The sequence below is a fragment of the Streptomyces sp. NPDC020917 genome, from assembly GCF_044333795.1.
GTDB lineage: Bacteria > Actinomycetota > Actinomycetes > Streptomycetales > Streptomycetaceae > Actinacidiphila.
Genome location: NZ_JBIRRR010000036.1, coordinates 24,440 through 40,453, shown reverse-complemented (window position 1 = coordinate 40,453; position 16,014 = coordinate 24,440). Strand labels below are relative to the sequence as shown.

Sequence of the window (16,014 nt, the reverse complement as noted above, 5' to 3'; positions counted from 1 at the left end):
CACAGTTCCGAGGAGACACTCCCGTGGCGGCCCCGACCCCACCCACCGAAGGTGCACCGCCAGGGGCGCGGGGAACTGCGCGACAAGCCACGACGGCGCGGCAGGCGGCAGAGCAGACCCGGGGGCAGCCCGGGAGCCGCAGAGCGGGAGGCGGACCGGAGTCCGCAGAAGACCACCCGTCCGGCGGTAGCCGCAGAGGCAGAAGCCAGCCCGGAGAAAGAGGGAAGCCGGGAGCGGCTGGAAAGTGGGAGGCTGGGGTAGCGGGCCGGACACCCGGCCCGGAACACCCGAGGCCGTGGCCGGGCAACCGCGCTGGAAGCGTCTCGCTTGCCTGACGGCCACCCACCCGTTACCGCCGATTCAACCTCACTTGCCAACATCGCAGGATGCAGCCCGCAGGCCCGACCCGCAACCACCCGCCCGACCTGCCGAAACCCGTCGGTTCACGGGAGAATGGAGCGACGGCAGGGCGCCACCCGGAGGCCGCCGGCCGTACGCGCCACGTGCCGGAACCGGAGGAGGGCTCACCGATGGCCCAGACGAAGCACCCCAGCGTCACCGTCCAGCCGCAGGCCCAGCCGTCGGACGGCGACCTCGCGCCGGACGGCGCGTTCAGGCCACGTGTCGTGCCCGACCTCGAACCCGAACCCCCGAGCCTGGCCGAGGCCAGCGAGGAGTTCGGCGAGGAGCTGCCGGCCGACCGCTTCCTGGACCGCGAACGCAGCTGGCTGGCGTTCAACGAGCGGGTCCTGGAGCTGGCCGAGGACCCCGCCACCCCGCTGCTGGAGCGCGCCAAGTTCCTGGCGATATTCGCCAGCAACCTCGACGAGTTCTTCATGGTCCGCGTGGCCGGCCTCAAGCGCCGCATGGCCACCGGCGTGGCCACCCGCTCGGCCAGCGGCCTGCAGCCGCGCGACGTGCTGGACCTCATCCTGACCCGGTCCCGCGAGCTGATGGCACGGCACGCCGCCTGCTTCCAGAACGACGTCGCGCCGCAGCTCGCCGACGAGGGCATCCACGTCATCCGCTGGGGCGAGCTGACCGGGAAGGAGCAGGCCAGGCTGGCCACCCTCTTCCGGCAGCAGGTCTTCCCGGTGCTGACCCCGCTGGCCGTGGACCCGGCGCACCCCTTCCCCTACATCTCCGGCCTGTCGCTGAACCTGGCCGTGGTGGTCCGCAACCCGGTCTCCGGGCACGAGCACTTCGCCCGGGTGAAGGTCCCGCCGATCCTGTCCCGCTTCCTGGAGGCCGGCCCTCAGCGGTACGTACCGCTGGAGGACGTGATCGCGGCCCACCTCGACGAGCTGTTCCCGGGCATGGAGGTGCTCGACCACCACATGTTCCGCGTGACGCGGAACGAGGACCTGGAGGTCGAGGAGGACGACGCCGAGAACCTCCTGCAGGCCCTGGAGAAGGAGCTCATGCGGCGCCGGTTCGGCCCGCCGGTGCGGCTGGAGGTCGAGGAGTCCATCGCCCCGCGCGTGCTCGACCTGCTGGTGCACGAGCTGAAGATGAAGCACTCCGAGGTCTACCCGCTGCCCGGTCCGCTCGACCTGACCGGCCTGTTCGCCATCGCGGGCCTGGACCGTCCGGAGCTGAAGTACCCCAAGTTCATCGCCGGCACCCACCGCGACCTGGCCGAGGTCGAGTCCGCCCAGCCCCCGGACATCTTCGCCGCGCTGCGCGAGCGGGACGTGCTGCTGCACCACCCGTACGACTCGTTCTCCACCTCGGTGCAGGCCTTCCTGGACCAGGCGGCCGCCGACCCCGACGTGCTGGCGATCAAGCAGACCCTGTACCGCACCTCCGGCGACTCGCCGATCGTCGACGCCCTGATCGACGCGGCCGAGGCCGGCAAGCAGGTGCTGGTCCTGGTCGAGATCAAGGCCCGGTTCGACGAGCAGGCGAACATCAAGTGGGCCCGCAAGCTGGAGGAGGCCGGCTGCCATGTGGTGTACGGCCTGGTCGGCCTGAAGACGCACTGCAAGCTGTCGCTGGTGGTGCGGCAGGAGGGCGACACGCTCCGCCGCTACAGCCACGTCGGCACCGGCAACTACCACCCGAAGACCGCCCGCCTCTACGAGGACCTCGGCCTGCTGACCGCCGACCCGCAGGTCGGCGCGGACCTCTCGCACCTGTTCAACCGGCTGTCCGGCTACTCGCGCCGCGAGGCGTACAACCGGCTGCTGGTCGCCCCGCGCAGCCTGCGCGACGGCCTGATCAACCGGATCAAGGCGGAGATCGCGCACCAGAAGGCGGGCCGGCCGGCCTTCGTGAAGCTGAAGGTCAACTCGATCGTCGACGAGGTCGTCATCGACGCGCTGTACCGCGCCTCGCAGGCCGGCGTGCCCGTGGACATCTGGGTGCGCGGGATCTGCGCGGTACGGCCGGGCGTGCCGGGCCTCTCGGAGAACATCCGGGTGCGCAGCGTCCTCGGCCGGTTCCTGGAGCACTCCCGGGTGTTCGTCTTCGCCAACGGCGGCGAGCCGGAGGTCTGGCTCGGCAGCGCCGACATGATGCACCGCAACCTCGACCGCCGCATCGAGGCGCTGGTCAGGGTCGCCGACCCGAGCCACCGCGCCGCGCTCAACCAGCTGCTGGACACCGGGATGTCGGACACCACGTCCTCCTGGCACCTGGCGGCTGACGGCGACTGGACCCGGCACAGCACCGACTCCGAGGGTCGCCCGCTGCGCAACGTCCAGGAGATGCTCATCGACGCCCGGAGGCGCCGGCGTGGCCCATCAGCAGCGACGTGACGTTCCCGGCGCGGAACGCCCGCCCCTGACCGGCGGCCCCGCGGCCGGCACGATGGCCGCGCGCGGCCTCCCGTGGCCGGCCGGGGCGCCGGCCCCACCGGCTGCCCGGCCGCCGTCCGCGGCGACCAGAGGGACACCGGCCGTGGACGCCGCGGGCGCCCCTCACCCAGGCGGCACCGCCGTCGGCGGCACGGGAAGCACCGGCGGCACCACAGCAGGCCGGGCGACGCCGGCCGCCGGAGCGGCCGCCGCCGGCGCCGCCTCCGGTTCCGGCGGCACGCCGGGTACGGACACCGCGCGCACCGGCGCGGACGACGGGGACACGGGGAGCAGCACAGTGGCCAGCGGCAAGGCAGCGGCGGGCGCGAGCCCGGCGGTACCCCCTCCGGCACGGGACGGCGGGACGGCGCCGCAGACCCCGGCCGCGGCGACGGGGCAGGCGGCGGGCGCAGGTCACACACCGCGGTCCGCCTCCCAGACGGCGTCCGCAGGATCGGCATCCGCGCCCTCGGCGTCCGCATCACCGCGGGCCCTCGCGCAGCAGTCCGCCCACGCGGCATCCTCCCTTTCCACCCCGCCGGACGGCACGACGGCGGACGCCGTCGCCGAGCCGGGCGACCCCGGCACCGCGGCGGACGCGCTGACCGGCTACCTCCAGGCCCAGGCCACCGCCTTCCTGCGCGGGCTGAGCCTGCGCGGCGAGGGCGACGGCACGTGGGACGCCCTGCTGCGCGGCAGCGCCCGGCGCATCGCCGGGGTGCTGCACACCTACGGGCCGCTGACGGACGAGGCATGGGCCGAGCCGCTGCGCGCCGAACTGGGCTGGCTGTCGGCGACCCTGGGGCGCGAACCGCAGTACACCGCCCGGCTGGACCGCCTGCTGGAGGCCCTGCGGCGGCTGTCGGCCGCGGGCGCCGTGGAGAGCGCCGCCACGCCGGCCGCGAACGGCGGCCCGCTCGCCCTGGGCGCGGCCCGCGCCGGCGCCCTGCTGGACCGCCAACTCACCCTGGCCCGCACCCGCGCGCACTCCGCGTCGCTGCAGGCGCTGGGCTCCTCCCGCTTCCACGCGCTGGCCGACGCGGTCGCCGTCCTCGCCTCCGACGTGCCGCTGACCGCGGCCGCCGCGGGCCCGGCGGGCCTCGTGCTGCCGCCGCTCGCCGGCCAGGCACACCAGCGGCTCGCCGACGCGGCCGCCGCGCTGCCGCTGAACCGGGCCTCGCTGCCGTACAACGCGGAGGCGGTCCAGGCGTCGTTGGGCGCCGAGTTGACCGCCGACCTGCAGGACGCGCCCTGGCACCAGGTGCGGATCCTGCTGCGGCTGAGTCGCTACGCGGCGGAGGTGCCCGGCGCCGGCCCGGCCGGCGACCCTGCCCTCACCGCTGACGCCGGCCGGCTGCTGCAGCAGCACCACGAGGCAGCGGAGTCGGCGGCGGCGGTCACCGCGGCGGCCCGCACCCCGCGGATCGCACCGGCGACGGCGTACGCGCTGGGGGTGCTGCACGCCGACCAGCGGCACGAGGTCGAGGCGGCCCGGTTCGCCTTCTCCCGCCTGTGGCAGTCGGTGCCGGAGCAGGACGAACCGGCGGAGCAGGAGGCAGAGCGGGAGGACCAGGAGCCGGCGGCCAGGGCCGCGGCCGTTCCGGGGGCGCGGGCGGAATGACGGGCCCGGACGCCGGGGGTGCGACGACCGTCCGCGCGGCCGGCACGGTGCTGTGGCGCCGCTCCGCGGCCGACGGCAGGGTCGAGATCGCGCTGGTGCACCGCCCGCGCTACGACGACTGGAGCCTGCCCAAGGGCAAGTTGAAGCGCGGCGAGGACTTCGCCGCCGCCGCGGTGCGCGAGACCCACGAGGAGACCGGCATGCGGTGCGTGCTGGGCGCGTCGCTGCCGGCCAGCCGCTATCTGGTGGAGGGGCGCCCGAAGGAGGTCCGCTACTGGTCCGCGGAGGCGGTCGACGGCGGCTTCACGCCGAACCGCGAGGTGGACCGGGTGGTCTGGCTGCCGCCGGCCGCGGCCCGGCACCGGCTCACCCACGACCGCGATCGCCCGGTGGTGGACGCCTTCCTGGCGGCCCTCACTCCATGACCCGGGCCCCCTCACGCGACCGCCGGAACCTTGATCGGACGCCTTGACGGAGCCCCTTTGCGGGAGCCCGCTCCGGCCGTCGCGGACGCCCGACAGGACCCGAAATGTCCGTGACCACCCTGTGATCCGGTCGTTATCGGACCTTTTCCGTAAACCCCACGTGTCCCTTGGACGACACTCCGTACGACATCCCAGGGGGCAGCCACCAGGCTGATAGACGAGGTTCACCTCGCGTTCACTCGCCTCCGTCAGCCGCTTCACCTGATCTGCCTAATTTCGGCCGTACCGGTGAGCGCTGTGCCGCCGGGTGGATGCAGAACCACAACCCTCTGCTTCGCCGTCCACCGGCGGGCTTTCGGAAGGAACACTCGAAGGTGAAGCTTCAGCGTAAGAGCGGGCTGCAGGCCCTGACCGTCGGCGCGGTCGCGATTACCGGCGCTCTGGTCCTCACCGCATGCGGTTCGGACAACAACGGCGGCGGCAGCTCGCCCTCCTCGAGCAGCCAGCCGAGCGGCAGCAGCAGCGCCAACGCGTCGGGCATCTCCTGCGCCCAGGGCCAGCTGCTGGCGTCGGGCTCCAGCGCGCAGCAGAACGCCATCGAGGCGTGGGTCAAGAACTACCAGCAGGCCTGCAACGGCGCGACGATCAACTACAAGACGTCCTCCTCCGGTGAGGGCATCATCGACTTCAACCAGGGCACGGACGCCTTCGCCGGCTCCGACTCCCCGCTGAAGCCCGAAGAGGTCGACGCCTCCAAGAAGGTCTGCTCCGGCGGCCAGGGCATCAACATCCCGATGGTCGGCGGCCCGATCGCCATCGGCTACAACCTGCCCGGCGTCAACGGCCTGGTCCTGGACGCGTCCACGATCGCCAAGATCTTCAACGGCAAGATCACCACCTGGAACGACAAGGCGATCAAGGCCCTCAACCCGAGCGCCACCCTGCCGAGCACCAAGATCCAGACGGTGCACCGCCAGGACGACTCCGGCACCACGGACAACCTGACCAAGTACCTGAGCGGCGCGGCCAAGGCGGACTGGCCGTACGAGCACGCCAAGGCGTGGGCCCCCAAGGGCGGCCAGGCCGCCGCGAAGTCCTCCGGCGTCTCCGCGCTGGTCAAGCAGACCGAGGGCTCCATCGGCTACTTCGAGCTCTCCTACGCGACCTCGCAGAGCATCCCGACCGTCAAGATCGCCACCGGCGCCTCCCAGCCGGTCGAGGCCACCACGCAGAACGCCTCCGCCGGCATCGCTCAGGCCAAGGTCGTCGGCACCGGCTCGGACCTGGCGCTCGACCTGGGTGCCGCGTACACCACCAAGGCGGACAACGCCTACCCGATCGTCCTGGTCACCTACGAGATCGCCTGCGACAAGGGCAACAAGGCCAGCAGCCTGCCGCTGACCAAGTCGTTCCTGAACTACATCGCGAGCGACGGCGGCCAGCAGCAGCTGTCCACGGCCGGCTACGCCCCGCTGCCGACCGAGATCGCCACCAAGGTGCGCGCCACCATCGCCGCCCTTTCCTGACCCACTACGACGGGTCCCGCGGCCTGGACGGCGCGGGACCCGTCGTACATCCGGTGCACCGCCGCCGGGGGAGCGCTCCTCCCCCACCCAGACCGGAGTGACTCTTCATGACCACTGTCGACACGCCCCCCGCCGCCGCGCCACCGCGCAAGGCGGCCACCGTGACCCGCCCGGGCGACCGCATCTTCGCGAACCTGTCCCGCGGCTCCGGGATCCTGCTGCTGATCGTCATGGCCGCCATCGCCGTCTTCCTGACGGTCCGCGCGGTCCACGCGATCTCCCAGGACCACGGCAACTTCCTCACCACGTTCGAGTGGACGCCGAGCCTGAACCCGCCGGTCTTCGGCATCGCGGTGCTGGCCTACGGCACCGTCATCAGCTCCATCATCGCGATGGTCATCGCCGTCCCGATCGCGCTCGGCATCGCGCTGTTCATCACCCACTACGCGCCGCGCCGCCTCGGCGGCCCCATCGCGTACGTCATCGACCTGCTCGCCGCGGTGCCCAGCATCGTCTACGGCCTGTGGGGCGCGCTGTTCCTGGTCCCGCACCTTCGGGGCCTGAACCTGTGGCTGGACGACTACCTGAGCTGGACGCTCATCTTCCACAAGTCGGACCCCAACTCGGCGCCCCGCTCGCTGTTCACCGTGGGCATCCTGCTGGCGATCATGATCCTGCCGATCATCACCAACGTCAGCCGCGAAGTGATCAACCAGGTGCCGAAGATGCACCAGGAGGCGGCGCTGGCGCTCGGCGCCACCCGCTGGGAGGTCATCCGGCTGTCGGTGCTGCCCTTCGCCCGCTCCGGCATCATCAGCGCCTCCATGCTGGGCCTGGGCCGCGCGCTCGGCGAGACCATGGCGGTCGCCACCGTGCTGTCCGCCTCGCCGGTGCTGTCCGCGCACATCCTGGACCCGGTCGGCGGCACCTTCTCGCAGAACATCGTCGCCAAGTTCGGTGAGGCCGACGAGTTCGGCCGGGACGCGCTGATCGCGTCCGGCCTCGTCCTGTTCGTCATCACCCTGCTCGTCAACGGCACGGCCCGGCTGATCATCGCCCGGCGCAAGGAGTACTCGGGGGCCAACGCATGAGCCACAGCATCTCGGACGCCAAGCCCACCCCGGGCGTCGCCGCCCCCACCCGGCTCGCCAGCCGCCGGCTGCCCAGGTGGAGCCCGCTGGCCATCGCCGCCGGAGCCGTCGCCATCGGCGTGGGCATCGGCGCCGGCGCCGGGCTGAGCAGCCACATCCAGTGGGGCCTGATCGCCCTGGTGCTGTTCGTCCTCGGCTCCTACGTCATCACCGCCCGCGTCGAGGGCCGGCGCCAGGCCAAGGACCGCGTGGCCACCAGCCTGATCTGGTCGAGCTTCGTGCTCGCCGTCATCCCGCTGTACTCGCTGGTGCAGACCACCATCAGCAAGGGCGTGAAGGTGCTGGACGGCACCTTCCTGACCCACTCGATGAACAACGTGCTGACCATCCAGCCCGGCGGCGGCGTCTACCACGCCATCATCGGCACCCTGGAGCAGGTCGCCATCGCCACCGTCATCGCCGCCCCGATCGGCATACTCACCGCCGTCTACCTGGTCGAGTACGGCCGGGGCACGCTGGCGAAGTGGGTGACGTTCTTCGTGGACGTGATGACCGGTGTGCCGTCGATCGTCGCCGGCCTGTTCATCCTGTCGCTGTGGTTCGTCGTCGTCGGCTCGGCCCCGGCCTCCGGCTTCGCCGGCTCGCTCGCCCTGGCCATCCTGATGATCCCGGTCGTCGTGCGCTCCACCGAGGAGATGCTCAAGCTCGTGCCCAACGAGCTGCGCGAGGCGTCCCTGGCGCTCGGCGTGCCGAAGTGGCGCACGATCACCAAGGTGGTCATCCCGACCGCGGTCGGCGGCATCACCACCGGCGTCATGCTGGCCATCTCCCGCATCGCCGGTGAGAGCGCCCCGATCGCCCTGCTGGTGTTCGGCAGCAACCTGATCAACACGAACCCGTTCCACGGACCGCAGTCGTCGCTCCCGTACTACATCTACCAGCAGTGGCAGAACGGCAACGACCCGTCGTACGCCCGCGCCTGGGGTGCCGCCCTGGTCCTCATCGCGTTCGTGATGATCCTCAACCTCGTGGCCCGCGGCATCGCCCGCTGGAAGGCCCCGAAGCGTTGATCGTGCGGCTCCGCCGCGTGGCAGGTCGCGTGATGCGGCCATCAGCAGACCTCGTAGAAAAGAAGTGATCCCCATGGCCAAGCGAATCGACGTCAGCGGCCTCTCCGCCTTCTACGGCAACCACCGTGCGATCGACGACATCTCCATGACCGTCGAGCCGCGTTCGGTGACCGCCTTCATCGGCCCGTCCGGCTGCGGCAAGTCCACCTTCCTGCGCACCCTGAACCGCATGCACGAGGTGACCCCCGGCGGTCGCGTCGAGGGCAAGGTGATGCTCGACGACGAGAACCTCTACGGCTCCAGCGTCGACCCGGTCACCGTGCGCCGCACCGTCGGCATGGTCTTCCAGCGCCCCAACCCGTTCCCCACCATGTCGATCTACGACAACGTGGCGGCCGGCCTGAAGCTCAACGGCGTCCGCAAGAAGGGCGAGCTCGACGCGATCGTCGAGAAGTCGCTGAAGGGCGCCAACCTCTGGAACGAGGTCAAGGACCGCCTGAACAAGCCCGGTTCCGGCCTGTCCGGCGGCCAGCAGCAGCGGCTGTGCATCGCCCGCGCCATCGCGGTCGAGCCGCAGGTGCTGCTGATGGACGAGCCGTGCTCGGCGCTCGACCCGATCTCCACCCTCGCCATCGAGGACCTGATCGGCGAACTGAAGACCCGGTTCACCATCGTCATCGTCACGCACAACATGCAGCAGGCGGCGCGCGTGTCGGACCGCACCGCCTTCTTCAACCTGGCGGGCGTCGGACAGCCCGGCAAGCTGATCGAGATCGACGACACCGAGCGGATCTTCTCCAACCCGTCCGTGCAGGCCACCGAGGACTACATCTCCGGCCGCTTCGGATGACCAGAGCCGCCGTGCGGTGCTGCATGGCGGTGCCACCGCAAGGCGCAGGCCCCGTCCCCCTTCACCGGGGGACGGGGCCTGATCCCGTCTGCGGCACCTCCGTGCACCCTGCGCGCACCCCGCGCGCCCGGCACGGTCAGCCGAAGGCCAGCTTCACCAGCCAGAAGAGGAGCGCCGCCACGAGGCCCGCGGCCGGCATGGTGATGAACCAGCCGCCGACGATGTTCTTGGCCACGCCCCAGCGGACCGCCTTGACCCGCTTCGTGGCGCCCACGCCCATGATCGCCGAGGTGATCACGTGGGTGGTGGAGACCGGCACCTTGAACAGGTACGCGGTCGTGTAGAGGATGCCGGCCGAGGTCGTCTCCGCGGCGAAGCCCTGCGGCGGGTCCAGCTCGATGATCCGGCGGCCCAGGGTGCGCATGATCCGCCAGCCGCCGGCGTAGGTGCCGAGCGACATCATCACCGCGCACACGATCTTGACCCACACCGGAATGCCGAACCCGCGGCCCGGGTCGTTGATCACCAGCGCCAGCACCACCACGCCCATCGTCTTCTGGGCGTCCTGCAGGCCGTGGCCGAGGGCCATCGCCGCGGCGGAGATCGTCTGCGCTATCCGGAAGCCGCGCTTGGCCTTGTGCGGGTTGGCACGGCGGAAGAACCACAGGATCGCCAGCATGATCAGATAGCCGACGAGCAGGCCGACCACCGGTGACAGGAACATCGGCACGACGACCTTGTCGACCACGCCGTTCCAGTGCACCGCCGTGCCGCCCGCCAGGGCCGCGCCGACCAGCCCGCCGAACAGCGCGTGCGAGGAGCTGGAGGGCAGGCCGAAGTACCAGGTGGTGAGATTCCACACGACCGCGCCGGCGAGCGCCGCGAACAGCACCGCCATGCCGTGCTGCCCGGTCGGGGTCGCGATCAGGCCCTGGCTGACGGTCTGGGCGACGCCCTGGCCCAGGAACGCGCCCAGCAGGTTCATCACCGCGGCCATCGCCAGCGCCGCCTTGGGCGTGAGCGCCCGGGTGGACACCGAGGTGGCGATGGCGTTGGCGGAGTCGTGGAAACCGTTGGTGTACGTGAAGAAGAGCGCGACCGCGATGGTCACGACCAGGGCAAAGGTGTCCACGTGGGTCAGGACTCCTTGACCGCGATGGTCTCCACGGTGTTCGCCACGTGCTCGAAGGCGTCGGCGGCCTCTTCCAGGACGTCCACGATCTGCTTGAGCTTGAGGACCTCGATCGCGTCGTACTTGCCGTTGAACAGCTGCGCGAGCAGCTTGCGGTGGATCTGGTCGGCCTGGTTCTCCAGGCGGTTGACCTCGATCCAGTACTCGGTGAGGTTGGACATGGTGCGCAGGTTGGGCATGGCCTCCGCGGTCAGCTCCGCCGCCCGCGCCAGCACCTCGATCTGCTGCTCGACGCCCTTCGGCAGCTCCTCGACGTTGTAGAGGACGACCAGGTCAACGGCCTCCTCCATGTAGTCCATGATGTCGTCGAGGGAGCCGGCGAGGCTGTAGATGTCCTCGCGGTCGAAGGGCGTGATGAAGGAGGAGTTGAGCTGGTGGAAGATCGCGTGGGTCGCGTCGTCCCCTGCGTGCTCCGCCGCGCGCATCCGCTCAGCGATCTCGGTCCTGGTGGCCGAATCGGCCCCGAGGAGTTCCATGAGGAGCTTCGAACCGGTGACGATGTTGTCCGCGGATGCGGCGAACATGTCGTAGAAGCTCGTCTCCCTGGGGGTCAGACGAAAGCGCACGTTTGGTCCTCGGGGTGCATGCGGTGTGCAGGGATTCGGTCTCGTTGATGCTAGGCGCATCATCCGGCCACGGCTAACCGGCGTCATCCAGTGTCGCCCACGGCACGAAGTCCCCCTCACGGGGGATGCCTCGCACATCATAGCGATTCGGTAAGCTATACCCATCGGGGGTATAACGGGACAGGAAGGGCGGGCAGGCGGGATGACCACGGAAAGCGTCGCGGGGGAGATTGTGAAGCCGTCCGGGCCGCATGGCTACAGTCATGACAAAGAGTCCCACCTGAAGCGCCTGCGCCGGATCGAGGGACAGATCCGCGGCCTGCAGCGGATGGTCGAGGAGGACGTCTACTGCATCGACATCCTCACCCAGGTCTCGGCCAGCACCAAGGGGCTGCAGTCCTTCGCCCTCCAGTTGCTGGAGGAGCACCTGAGGCACTGCGTGGCCGCGGCGGCGGTCGGCGGCGGACCCGAGATCGACGAGAAGGTGGCCGAGGCGACGGCGGCGATAGCGCGGCTGCTGCGGACCTGAGGGGACTTCCGGGGGCGGCGGGGCCCGGGCCAGCCGGCCCGGGTCAGTTGGCGGTGGGCAGCGCGGTCCTGGCGACGTCCAGGACCTCGTCGATGCGGGCCGGGCTGAGCCGTTCCTCGGCGCTGGCCGACGCGGCGATCATCAGCTCACCGCAGAGCTCGATCTCCGCGAGAGCGACCCGGACCTGGTCGTCGTCGTGCACCGAAGCCAGGAGCGTCGGCACCACACGCACCTCCTCGTCCCGTCCTGTGCGCCACGGCGGCCGCGGGTGCGCGGCTGCGGGCGAGCGGCTGGAGCGTTACCAGCGTAAGGACCGGGCCCGGCGTGCGCATGGCACGGATGGACCATTTCGCAGCGGCCCGATTCGACCTGGCATCAGCCCGGTTGACGGGAAACGATCTTTCCGGTCCAGATGTCCGCAGGTCGCGGCATGATCACCGACACCGGGGTACCGAACCGGTCGAACCGGGTGGTGGAGACCACTGTCACATTCTGCCCCGCGCTCCGCTGGGCGCCCGCCGAGCTGAACGTGAACTGCTGGCTCACCTGGCGCAGCCGCCCCTGCGCGTCGAGCCACGCGTCGAAGGGCACGCTCGTCACCGTGAACCCCTTCGCCGCCGCGGCCAGCGGGCTGCCGCCCGGGCCGCCCGCCGTCCCCTCCGCCCGCGCGGCCCGCGCGATGTCGGTGACGCCGCGGTAGTGCCGGACCCTCGTCCCGCGCAGGGTCTCCTCGCCGACGCAGGTCACCGCCTGCGCCCCGCGCAGCAGTTCCGCGGCGGCCAGCGGCTCGGTGGCGCCGCCGGTGACGAGGTTGCCGTCCGCGAGCCGCGTGGTGTCGACCCGCACCCACTTGCCGGCCGGCACGCCCTCGCCCCTGTCCTTCATGTACAGGGCGCCGGGCAGCAGGAGTTCGATGATCGGCTTGTGCTCCTCGGCGCCGGCCGCGTCCTTGGGCAGCACCAGGGTCAGCTCGCCCTGCCGCCGGGCGAAGTCGAAGTCGCCGGTACCGGTGATGGTCAGCCACGTGCCGCCGCTGGCCATCCGCATCGACGTCGTCACCTGCGAGCTGCCCGCCCGCACCAGGGCGTCCGCGGCGCCCGCCACGGTGCTCGCCGGGACCCTGGGGTCCTTGCCGTCGCCCGCCGGGCGCTCGGCGGCGACTCCGCTGCCACCGCAGCCGGCCGTCAGGACCGCCACCGCGCACACCGCCGCGAGGGCAGCTGTGGCCCTCGTCACCTCCTGCCGACGCACCGTCGTCGCTGCCACCATCACCTGTCCATCCCTGCACCGCCGTATGGCCGAAACCAGGCCCTGCGGCCTGCTGCCAACCGGCTAACGACGGTCTTCCGCAGGCCGTCACGCCCGTTACCTTGGAGGGGTGCGAAACGCGGGTGCCCAGTCAGCCCCGGAAGGCCATCGGGCCGGCGGGGGACACACCACCACCGTCTCTGAACGCGGGTCGTTCGCCACGGCCCGTTGCTCGTGCGGCTGGCGAGGACCGGCGCGGCGGGCACGGGACCGGGCACGCCGTGATGCGGAGGAACACACGTCCGGCTGACCCGGAACACCCCGGCTGACCAGCGCGGGAGCAGGTCCGGAAAAAGTCGGCAACCGGAACCCTTGCTTCGGCGTCTCCGGTTACCGACGATGCGCCTGTGACAAGAAGCGGGGATGCGGCTGTGGAGACGGCAGCGGATACGACGACCGTGGGGCAGGACCGTTCCCACGGCCCGGTGGTGGAGCGGCGGACCGCGTTGCGGACCGGAGGCGCGGTGCTGGCCGGCGCCTGGCTGACCGCCTGCACCGGTAAGGGCGGCGGCGACGCCAAGGCGCCCACCGGCACGCCGGGAAGCACCGCCCCGGCCTCCCCCTCCACCTCCGCGCCGCCGGTCAAGCCCGACTGGAACGCCCTCGCGTCCTCCCTCGACGGCGTCCTCGTCCGCCCCACCGACGCCGCCTACACGATCGACCACCGCCTCTACAACACCCGCTTCGACGGGCTGCGGCCGGCCGCCATCGCCTACGTCACGGGCGACGCCGACATCCGCACCTGCCTGGACTTCGCCCGCCGCACCCGCACCACGCCGGCCATCCGCTCCGGCGGCCACTCGTACGCGGGCTGGTCCAGCGGCGACAAGCGGCTGATCATCGACGTGTCCAAGCTGAACTCCGTCCGCCTGGACGGCACCACCGCCACCATCGGCGCGGGAGCCAAGCTGATAGACGTCTACGACACCCTCGGCCGCCAGGGCCGCACGGTCCCCGGCGGCTCCTGCCCGTCCGTCGCCATCTCCGGCCTGACGCTGGGCGGCGGCCACGGCGTGCTCAGCCGCTCCATGGGACTCACCTGCGACAACCTCGTCGGCGCCACGATCGTCACGGCCGACGGCCGCACGCGCGAGGTGGACGCGGGCCACGAGCCCGACCTGTTCTGGGCGCTGCGCGGCGCCGGCAACGGCAACTTCGGGGTCGTCACGTCGCTGCGCTTCACCACGCACCCGGTGCCGCTGTCCGTCGTCACCGGCTACGTCACGTGGAACTGGGCGCACGCCGCCGCGGTCGTGCGGGCCTGGCAGGGCTGGGGTCCCCGGCAGCCCGACGCCATCTGGTCGGCGCTGCACCTGGACTGCGACACCGGCGAGGCGCCGACCGTCGCCGTCCCCATGCTCTCCACCGGCTCCCAGAGCGACCTCGCCGCGGCCGCCGACGCGCTCGTCAGCGCCTCCGGCGCCCCCGCCACGTCGGTCTCGGTGCACACCCACGACTACGTCGACGTGATGTTCGACTACGCCGGCTGCTCCGGCATGTCCGCCGCCGCGTGCCACCTCGCGCCGCGGGGCGCCCTGGGCCGCGAGACGTACACCGCCCGCTCGGACTTCTACGACGCCGACCTGCCGGCGTCCGCCGTCCAGGCCATGGTCGGGCAGATCGCCCGGCTCGCCAACTCCCCGCGCGGCGGCGGCAAGGGCAGCGTCGCGCTCACCGCGCTGGGCGGCGCCGTCAACCGCCCCTCCCCCACGGCCACGGCCTTCCCGCACCGCACGTCGCGCGTCCTCGCCCAGTACATCGCCTCGGACGCCCTGTCCTCGACGTCCTGGCTGGACACCACCCACGGAGACCTGCGCCGCTACGCGTCCGGCGGCGCCTACGCCAACTACACCGACCCCACCCTGAAGAACTGGCGCACCGCCTACTACGGCCCGAACGCCGCCAGGCTGGCCTCCGTGAAGGCCAGCCTGGATCCCGAGCGCCTCTTCGACTTCCCGCAGGCGGTGTGAGAAGCCGTTTTCAGGTGTGGTGAGGCCGAACCGGGGTTCGCGGTACGGGCGTTCACCGGTCAGCGGTTGACGGTCAGCGATTGACGGCCTGGATCTCCTGGACGGTGACATCCTGCGGCAGGTCGAAAACGCCGTTCTCCAGATCCCCGCCCGTACCTCCACTGCCCACCCAGGAGACCTTCCAGGTGATGGTGGCGGTCAGGGTGTACTTCCCCTGCCCCGAAGACTTCCGGTACGTCAGGCCACAGGGCGGTTGCACCGTATTGCCGTCGGCCGCTTGGTACTTCGCTCCGATCGAACCGTCCTTGTTCAATGGGCAATTGCCGGACGAGGGGAAGAGATCGGCATTCGGAGTCCCGGCGTCCAGGTGCAGCCCGACCGGCGTCGCCGTCGTCGTGGCCCAGATGCCCAGCGAGTTCAGGCGAGCGGTGACCGAGACGGACGGAATGTCGGCACTGTCCAGCCATGCCCAGATGTTGAGGTTCACCGTCTGCGTGTGCAGGGCATCCGGCGACAGGGTCACAACCTTGTCCGGAATCCGGATCCGGTCGTAGGCGGATTCCGCGAGGACCTGCGGTGTCACCACCGGCCCGGCCGGCGGGGTGTCCCCCTTAAGCACCCAGTCGGCGCGTTCCTTGAAGCAGCTCAACGAAGCGGGATCCGCAAGGCGATTGGGATTGACCTGGCCGTCCCACCACATGCCTTTGTCGGTGTTGGCTATTTCGAAGTCCTTATGCGGCTTCCCGTTGACGTAGTAGTCCCGCTGGGCGGAAACCCACTCGTAGCCAGGGGAGCCCTCCGCCCAGATCGCTTCTTGCTCCGTCTTCATTTCCTCGGGCGTGGCAATCGGAGCCACCCAACACGGCGGTGGAGTCCAGCCGCTGACCGACGTGATCGGATTGCCGGGAGGCGGAGTCTTGGGTTCGTACGTGACGGAGTACGCGGTGGCGTCGATGGTGTGGTCGTTCTCCCCACCATGGTGCCCCTGCCCGGGTGTCTCGTTGGCCGACGCATCAACGGTCATCGAAAGGGAGACCACCAGACCTATGGCAAGCGCACAGGCGCTCC

Annotated in this window: 14 protein-coding genes; 9 read left to right on the top strand and 5 right to left on the bottom strand. The window is 71.1% G+C overall.

Annotation, left to right across the window (positions count from 1 at the left end):
* Nucleotides 1-530 precede the first annotated feature (530 nt).
* From ACH4TG_RS40075 to pstB, 7 genes are all read left to right on the top strand, one after another.
* Complete coding sequence (locus tag ACH4TG_RS40075; RefSeq protein WP_398248095.1) at nt 531-2,759, top strand: RNA degradosome polyphosphate kinase; 2,229 nt, start codon at nt 531-533, stop codon at nt 2,757-2,759.
* A gap of 640 nt (nt 2,760-3,399) precedes the next feature.
* On the top strand, nt 3,400-4,419 hold the full coding sequence (locus ACH4TG_RS40070; protein ID WP_398248104.1) for a CHAD domain-containing protein: 1,020 nt from the start codon (nt 3,400-3,402) through the stop codon (nt 4,417-4,419).
* Nucleotides 4,416-4,844 carry an NUDIX hydrolase gene (locus ACH4TG_RS40065; RefSeq protein WP_398248093.1) on the top strand — a complete coding sequence of 143 codons (429 nt, stop codon included), beginning with the start codon at nt 4,416-4,418 and terminating at the stop codon, nt 4,842-4,844. The genes ACH4TG_RS40070 and ACH4TG_RS40065 overlap by 4 nt, the downstream gene beginning before the upstream one ends.
* A 374-nt stretch (nt 4,845-5,218) precedes the next feature.
* Entirely contained in the window at nt 5,219-6,370 is a 1,152-nt protein-coding gene (gene pstS, locus ACH4TG_RS40060; RefSeq protein WP_398248091.1) for a phosphate ABC transporter substrate-binding protein PstS, read from the top strand.
* 107 nt (nt 6,371-6,477) lie between these two features.
* Entirely contained in the window at nt 6,478-7,461 is a 984-nt protein-coding gene (gene pstC, locus ACH4TG_RS40055; RefSeq protein WP_398248090.1) for a phosphate ABC transporter permease subunit PstC, read from the top strand.
* On the top strand, nt 7,458-8,531 hold the full coding sequence (gene pstA / locus ACH4TG_RS40050) for a phosphate ABC transporter permease PstA (protein ID WP_398248088.1): 1,074 nt from the start codon (nt 7,458-7,460) through the stop codon (nt 8,529-8,531). The genes pstC and pstA overlap by 4 nt, the downstream gene beginning before the upstream one ends.
* Nucleotides 8,532-8,604: 73 nt before the next feature.
* The gene (pstB, locus tag ACH4TG_RS40045; RefSeq protein WP_398248086.1) at nt 8,605-9,381 is read left to right on the top strand and encodes a phosphate ABC transporter ATP-binding protein PstB; all 777 of its coding nucleotides are present in this window, start codon (nt 8,605-8,607) and stop codon (nt 9,379-9,381) included.
* A 136-nt stretch (nt 9,382-9,517) separates the two neighbouring features.
* Here pstB and ACH4TG_RS40040 read toward each other — a convergent pair whose 3' ends face one another.
* Together ACH4TG_RS40040 and ACH4TG_RS40035 are read right to left on the bottom strand one after the other, a co-directional pair.
* Nucleotides 9,518-10,513 carry an anion permease gene (locus ACH4TG_RS40040; protein WP_398248084.1) on the bottom strand — a complete coding sequence of 332 codons (996 nt, stop codon included), beginning with the start codon at nt 10,511-10,513 and terminating at the stop codon, nt 9,518-9,520.
* Between the two features lie 5 nt (nt 10,514-10,518).
* Nucleotides 10,519-11,139, bottom strand: coding sequence for a DUF47 domain-containing protein (locus tag ACH4TG_RS40035; protein WP_398248083.1), 621 nt, complete (start codon nt 11,137-11,139; stop codon nt 10,519-10,521).
* Between the two features lie 202 nt (nt 11,140-11,341).
* Here ACH4TG_RS40035 and ACH4TG_RS40030 point away from each other — a divergent pair, with 202 nt between their 5' ends.
* The gene (locus ACH4TG_RS40030; protein WP_398248081.1) at nt 11,342-11,668 is read left to right on the top strand and encodes a metal-sensitive transcriptional regulator; all 327 of its coding nucleotides are present in this window, start codon (nt 11,342-11,344) and stop codon (nt 11,666-11,668) included.
* Between the two features lie 43 nt (nt 11,669-11,711).
* Here ACH4TG_RS40030 and ACH4TG_RS40025 read toward each other — a convergent pair whose 3' ends face one another.
* Nucleotides 11,712-11,900, bottom strand: coding sequence for a hypothetical protein (locus ACH4TG_RS40025; RefSeq protein ID WP_398248079.1), 189 nt, complete (start codon nt 11,898-11,900; stop codon nt 11,712-11,714).
* A gap of 143 nt (nt 11,901-12,043) precedes the next feature.
* Nucleotides 12,044-12,937 (bottom strand): hypothetical protein, encoded by an 894-nt coding sequence (locus tag ACH4TG_RS40020; RefSeq protein ID WP_398248078.1) that lies wholly within the window; start codon nt 12,935-12,937, stop codon nt 12,044-12,046.
* A gap of 467 nt (nt 12,938-13,404) precedes the next feature.
* Here ACH4TG_RS40020 and ACH4TG_RS40015 point away from each other — a divergent pair, with 467 nt between their 5' ends.
* On the top strand, nt 13,405-14,946 hold the full coding sequence (locus ACH4TG_RS40015; RefSeq protein WP_398248102.1) for an FAD-binding oxidoreductase: 1,542 nt from the start codon (nt 13,405-13,407) through the stop codon (nt 14,944-14,946).
* A gap of 73 nt (nt 14,947-15,019) precedes the next feature.
* Here the strand turns inward: ACH4TG_RS40015 and ACH4TG_RS40010 are convergent, their stop codons facing one another.
* Nucleotides 15,020-15,985, bottom strand: coding sequence for a hypothetical protein (locus ACH4TG_RS40010; protein WP_398248076.1), 966 nt, complete (start codon nt 15,983-15,985; stop codon nt 15,020-15,022).
* Nucleotides 15,986-16,014: the final 29 nt, after the last annotated feature.

Bases quoted from the DNA above. Each gene is read 5' to 3' on its own strand.
- ACH4TG_RS40030 (WP_398248081.1), top strand. From the start codon at position 11,342: ATGACCACGGAAAGCGTCGCGGGGGAGATTGTGAAGCCGTCCGGGCCG.
- ACH4TG_RS40065 (WP_398248093.1), top strand. From the start codon at position 4,416: ATGACGGGCCCGGACGCCGGGGGTGCGACGACCGTCCGCGCGGCCGGC.
- pstA (WP_398248088.1), top strand. From the start codon at position 7,458: ATGAGCCACAGCATCTCGGACGCCAAGCCCACCCCGGGCGTCGCCGCC.
- pstB (WP_398248086.1), top strand. From the start codon at position 8,605: ATGGCCAAGCGAATCGACGTCAGCGGCCTCTCCGCCTTCTACGGCAAC.
- ACH4TG_RS40020 (WP_398248078.1), bottom strand. From the start codon at position 12,937: ATGGTGGCAGCGACGACGGTGCGTCGGCAGGAGGTGACGAGGGCCACA.
- pstC (WP_398248090.1), top strand. From the start codon at position 6,478: ATGACCACTGTCGACACGCCCCCCGCCGCCGCGCCACCGCGCAAGGCG.
- ACH4TG_RS40075 (WP_398248095.1), top strand. From the start codon at position 531: ATGGCCCAGACGAAGCACCCCAGCGTCACCGTCCAGCCGCAGGCCCAG.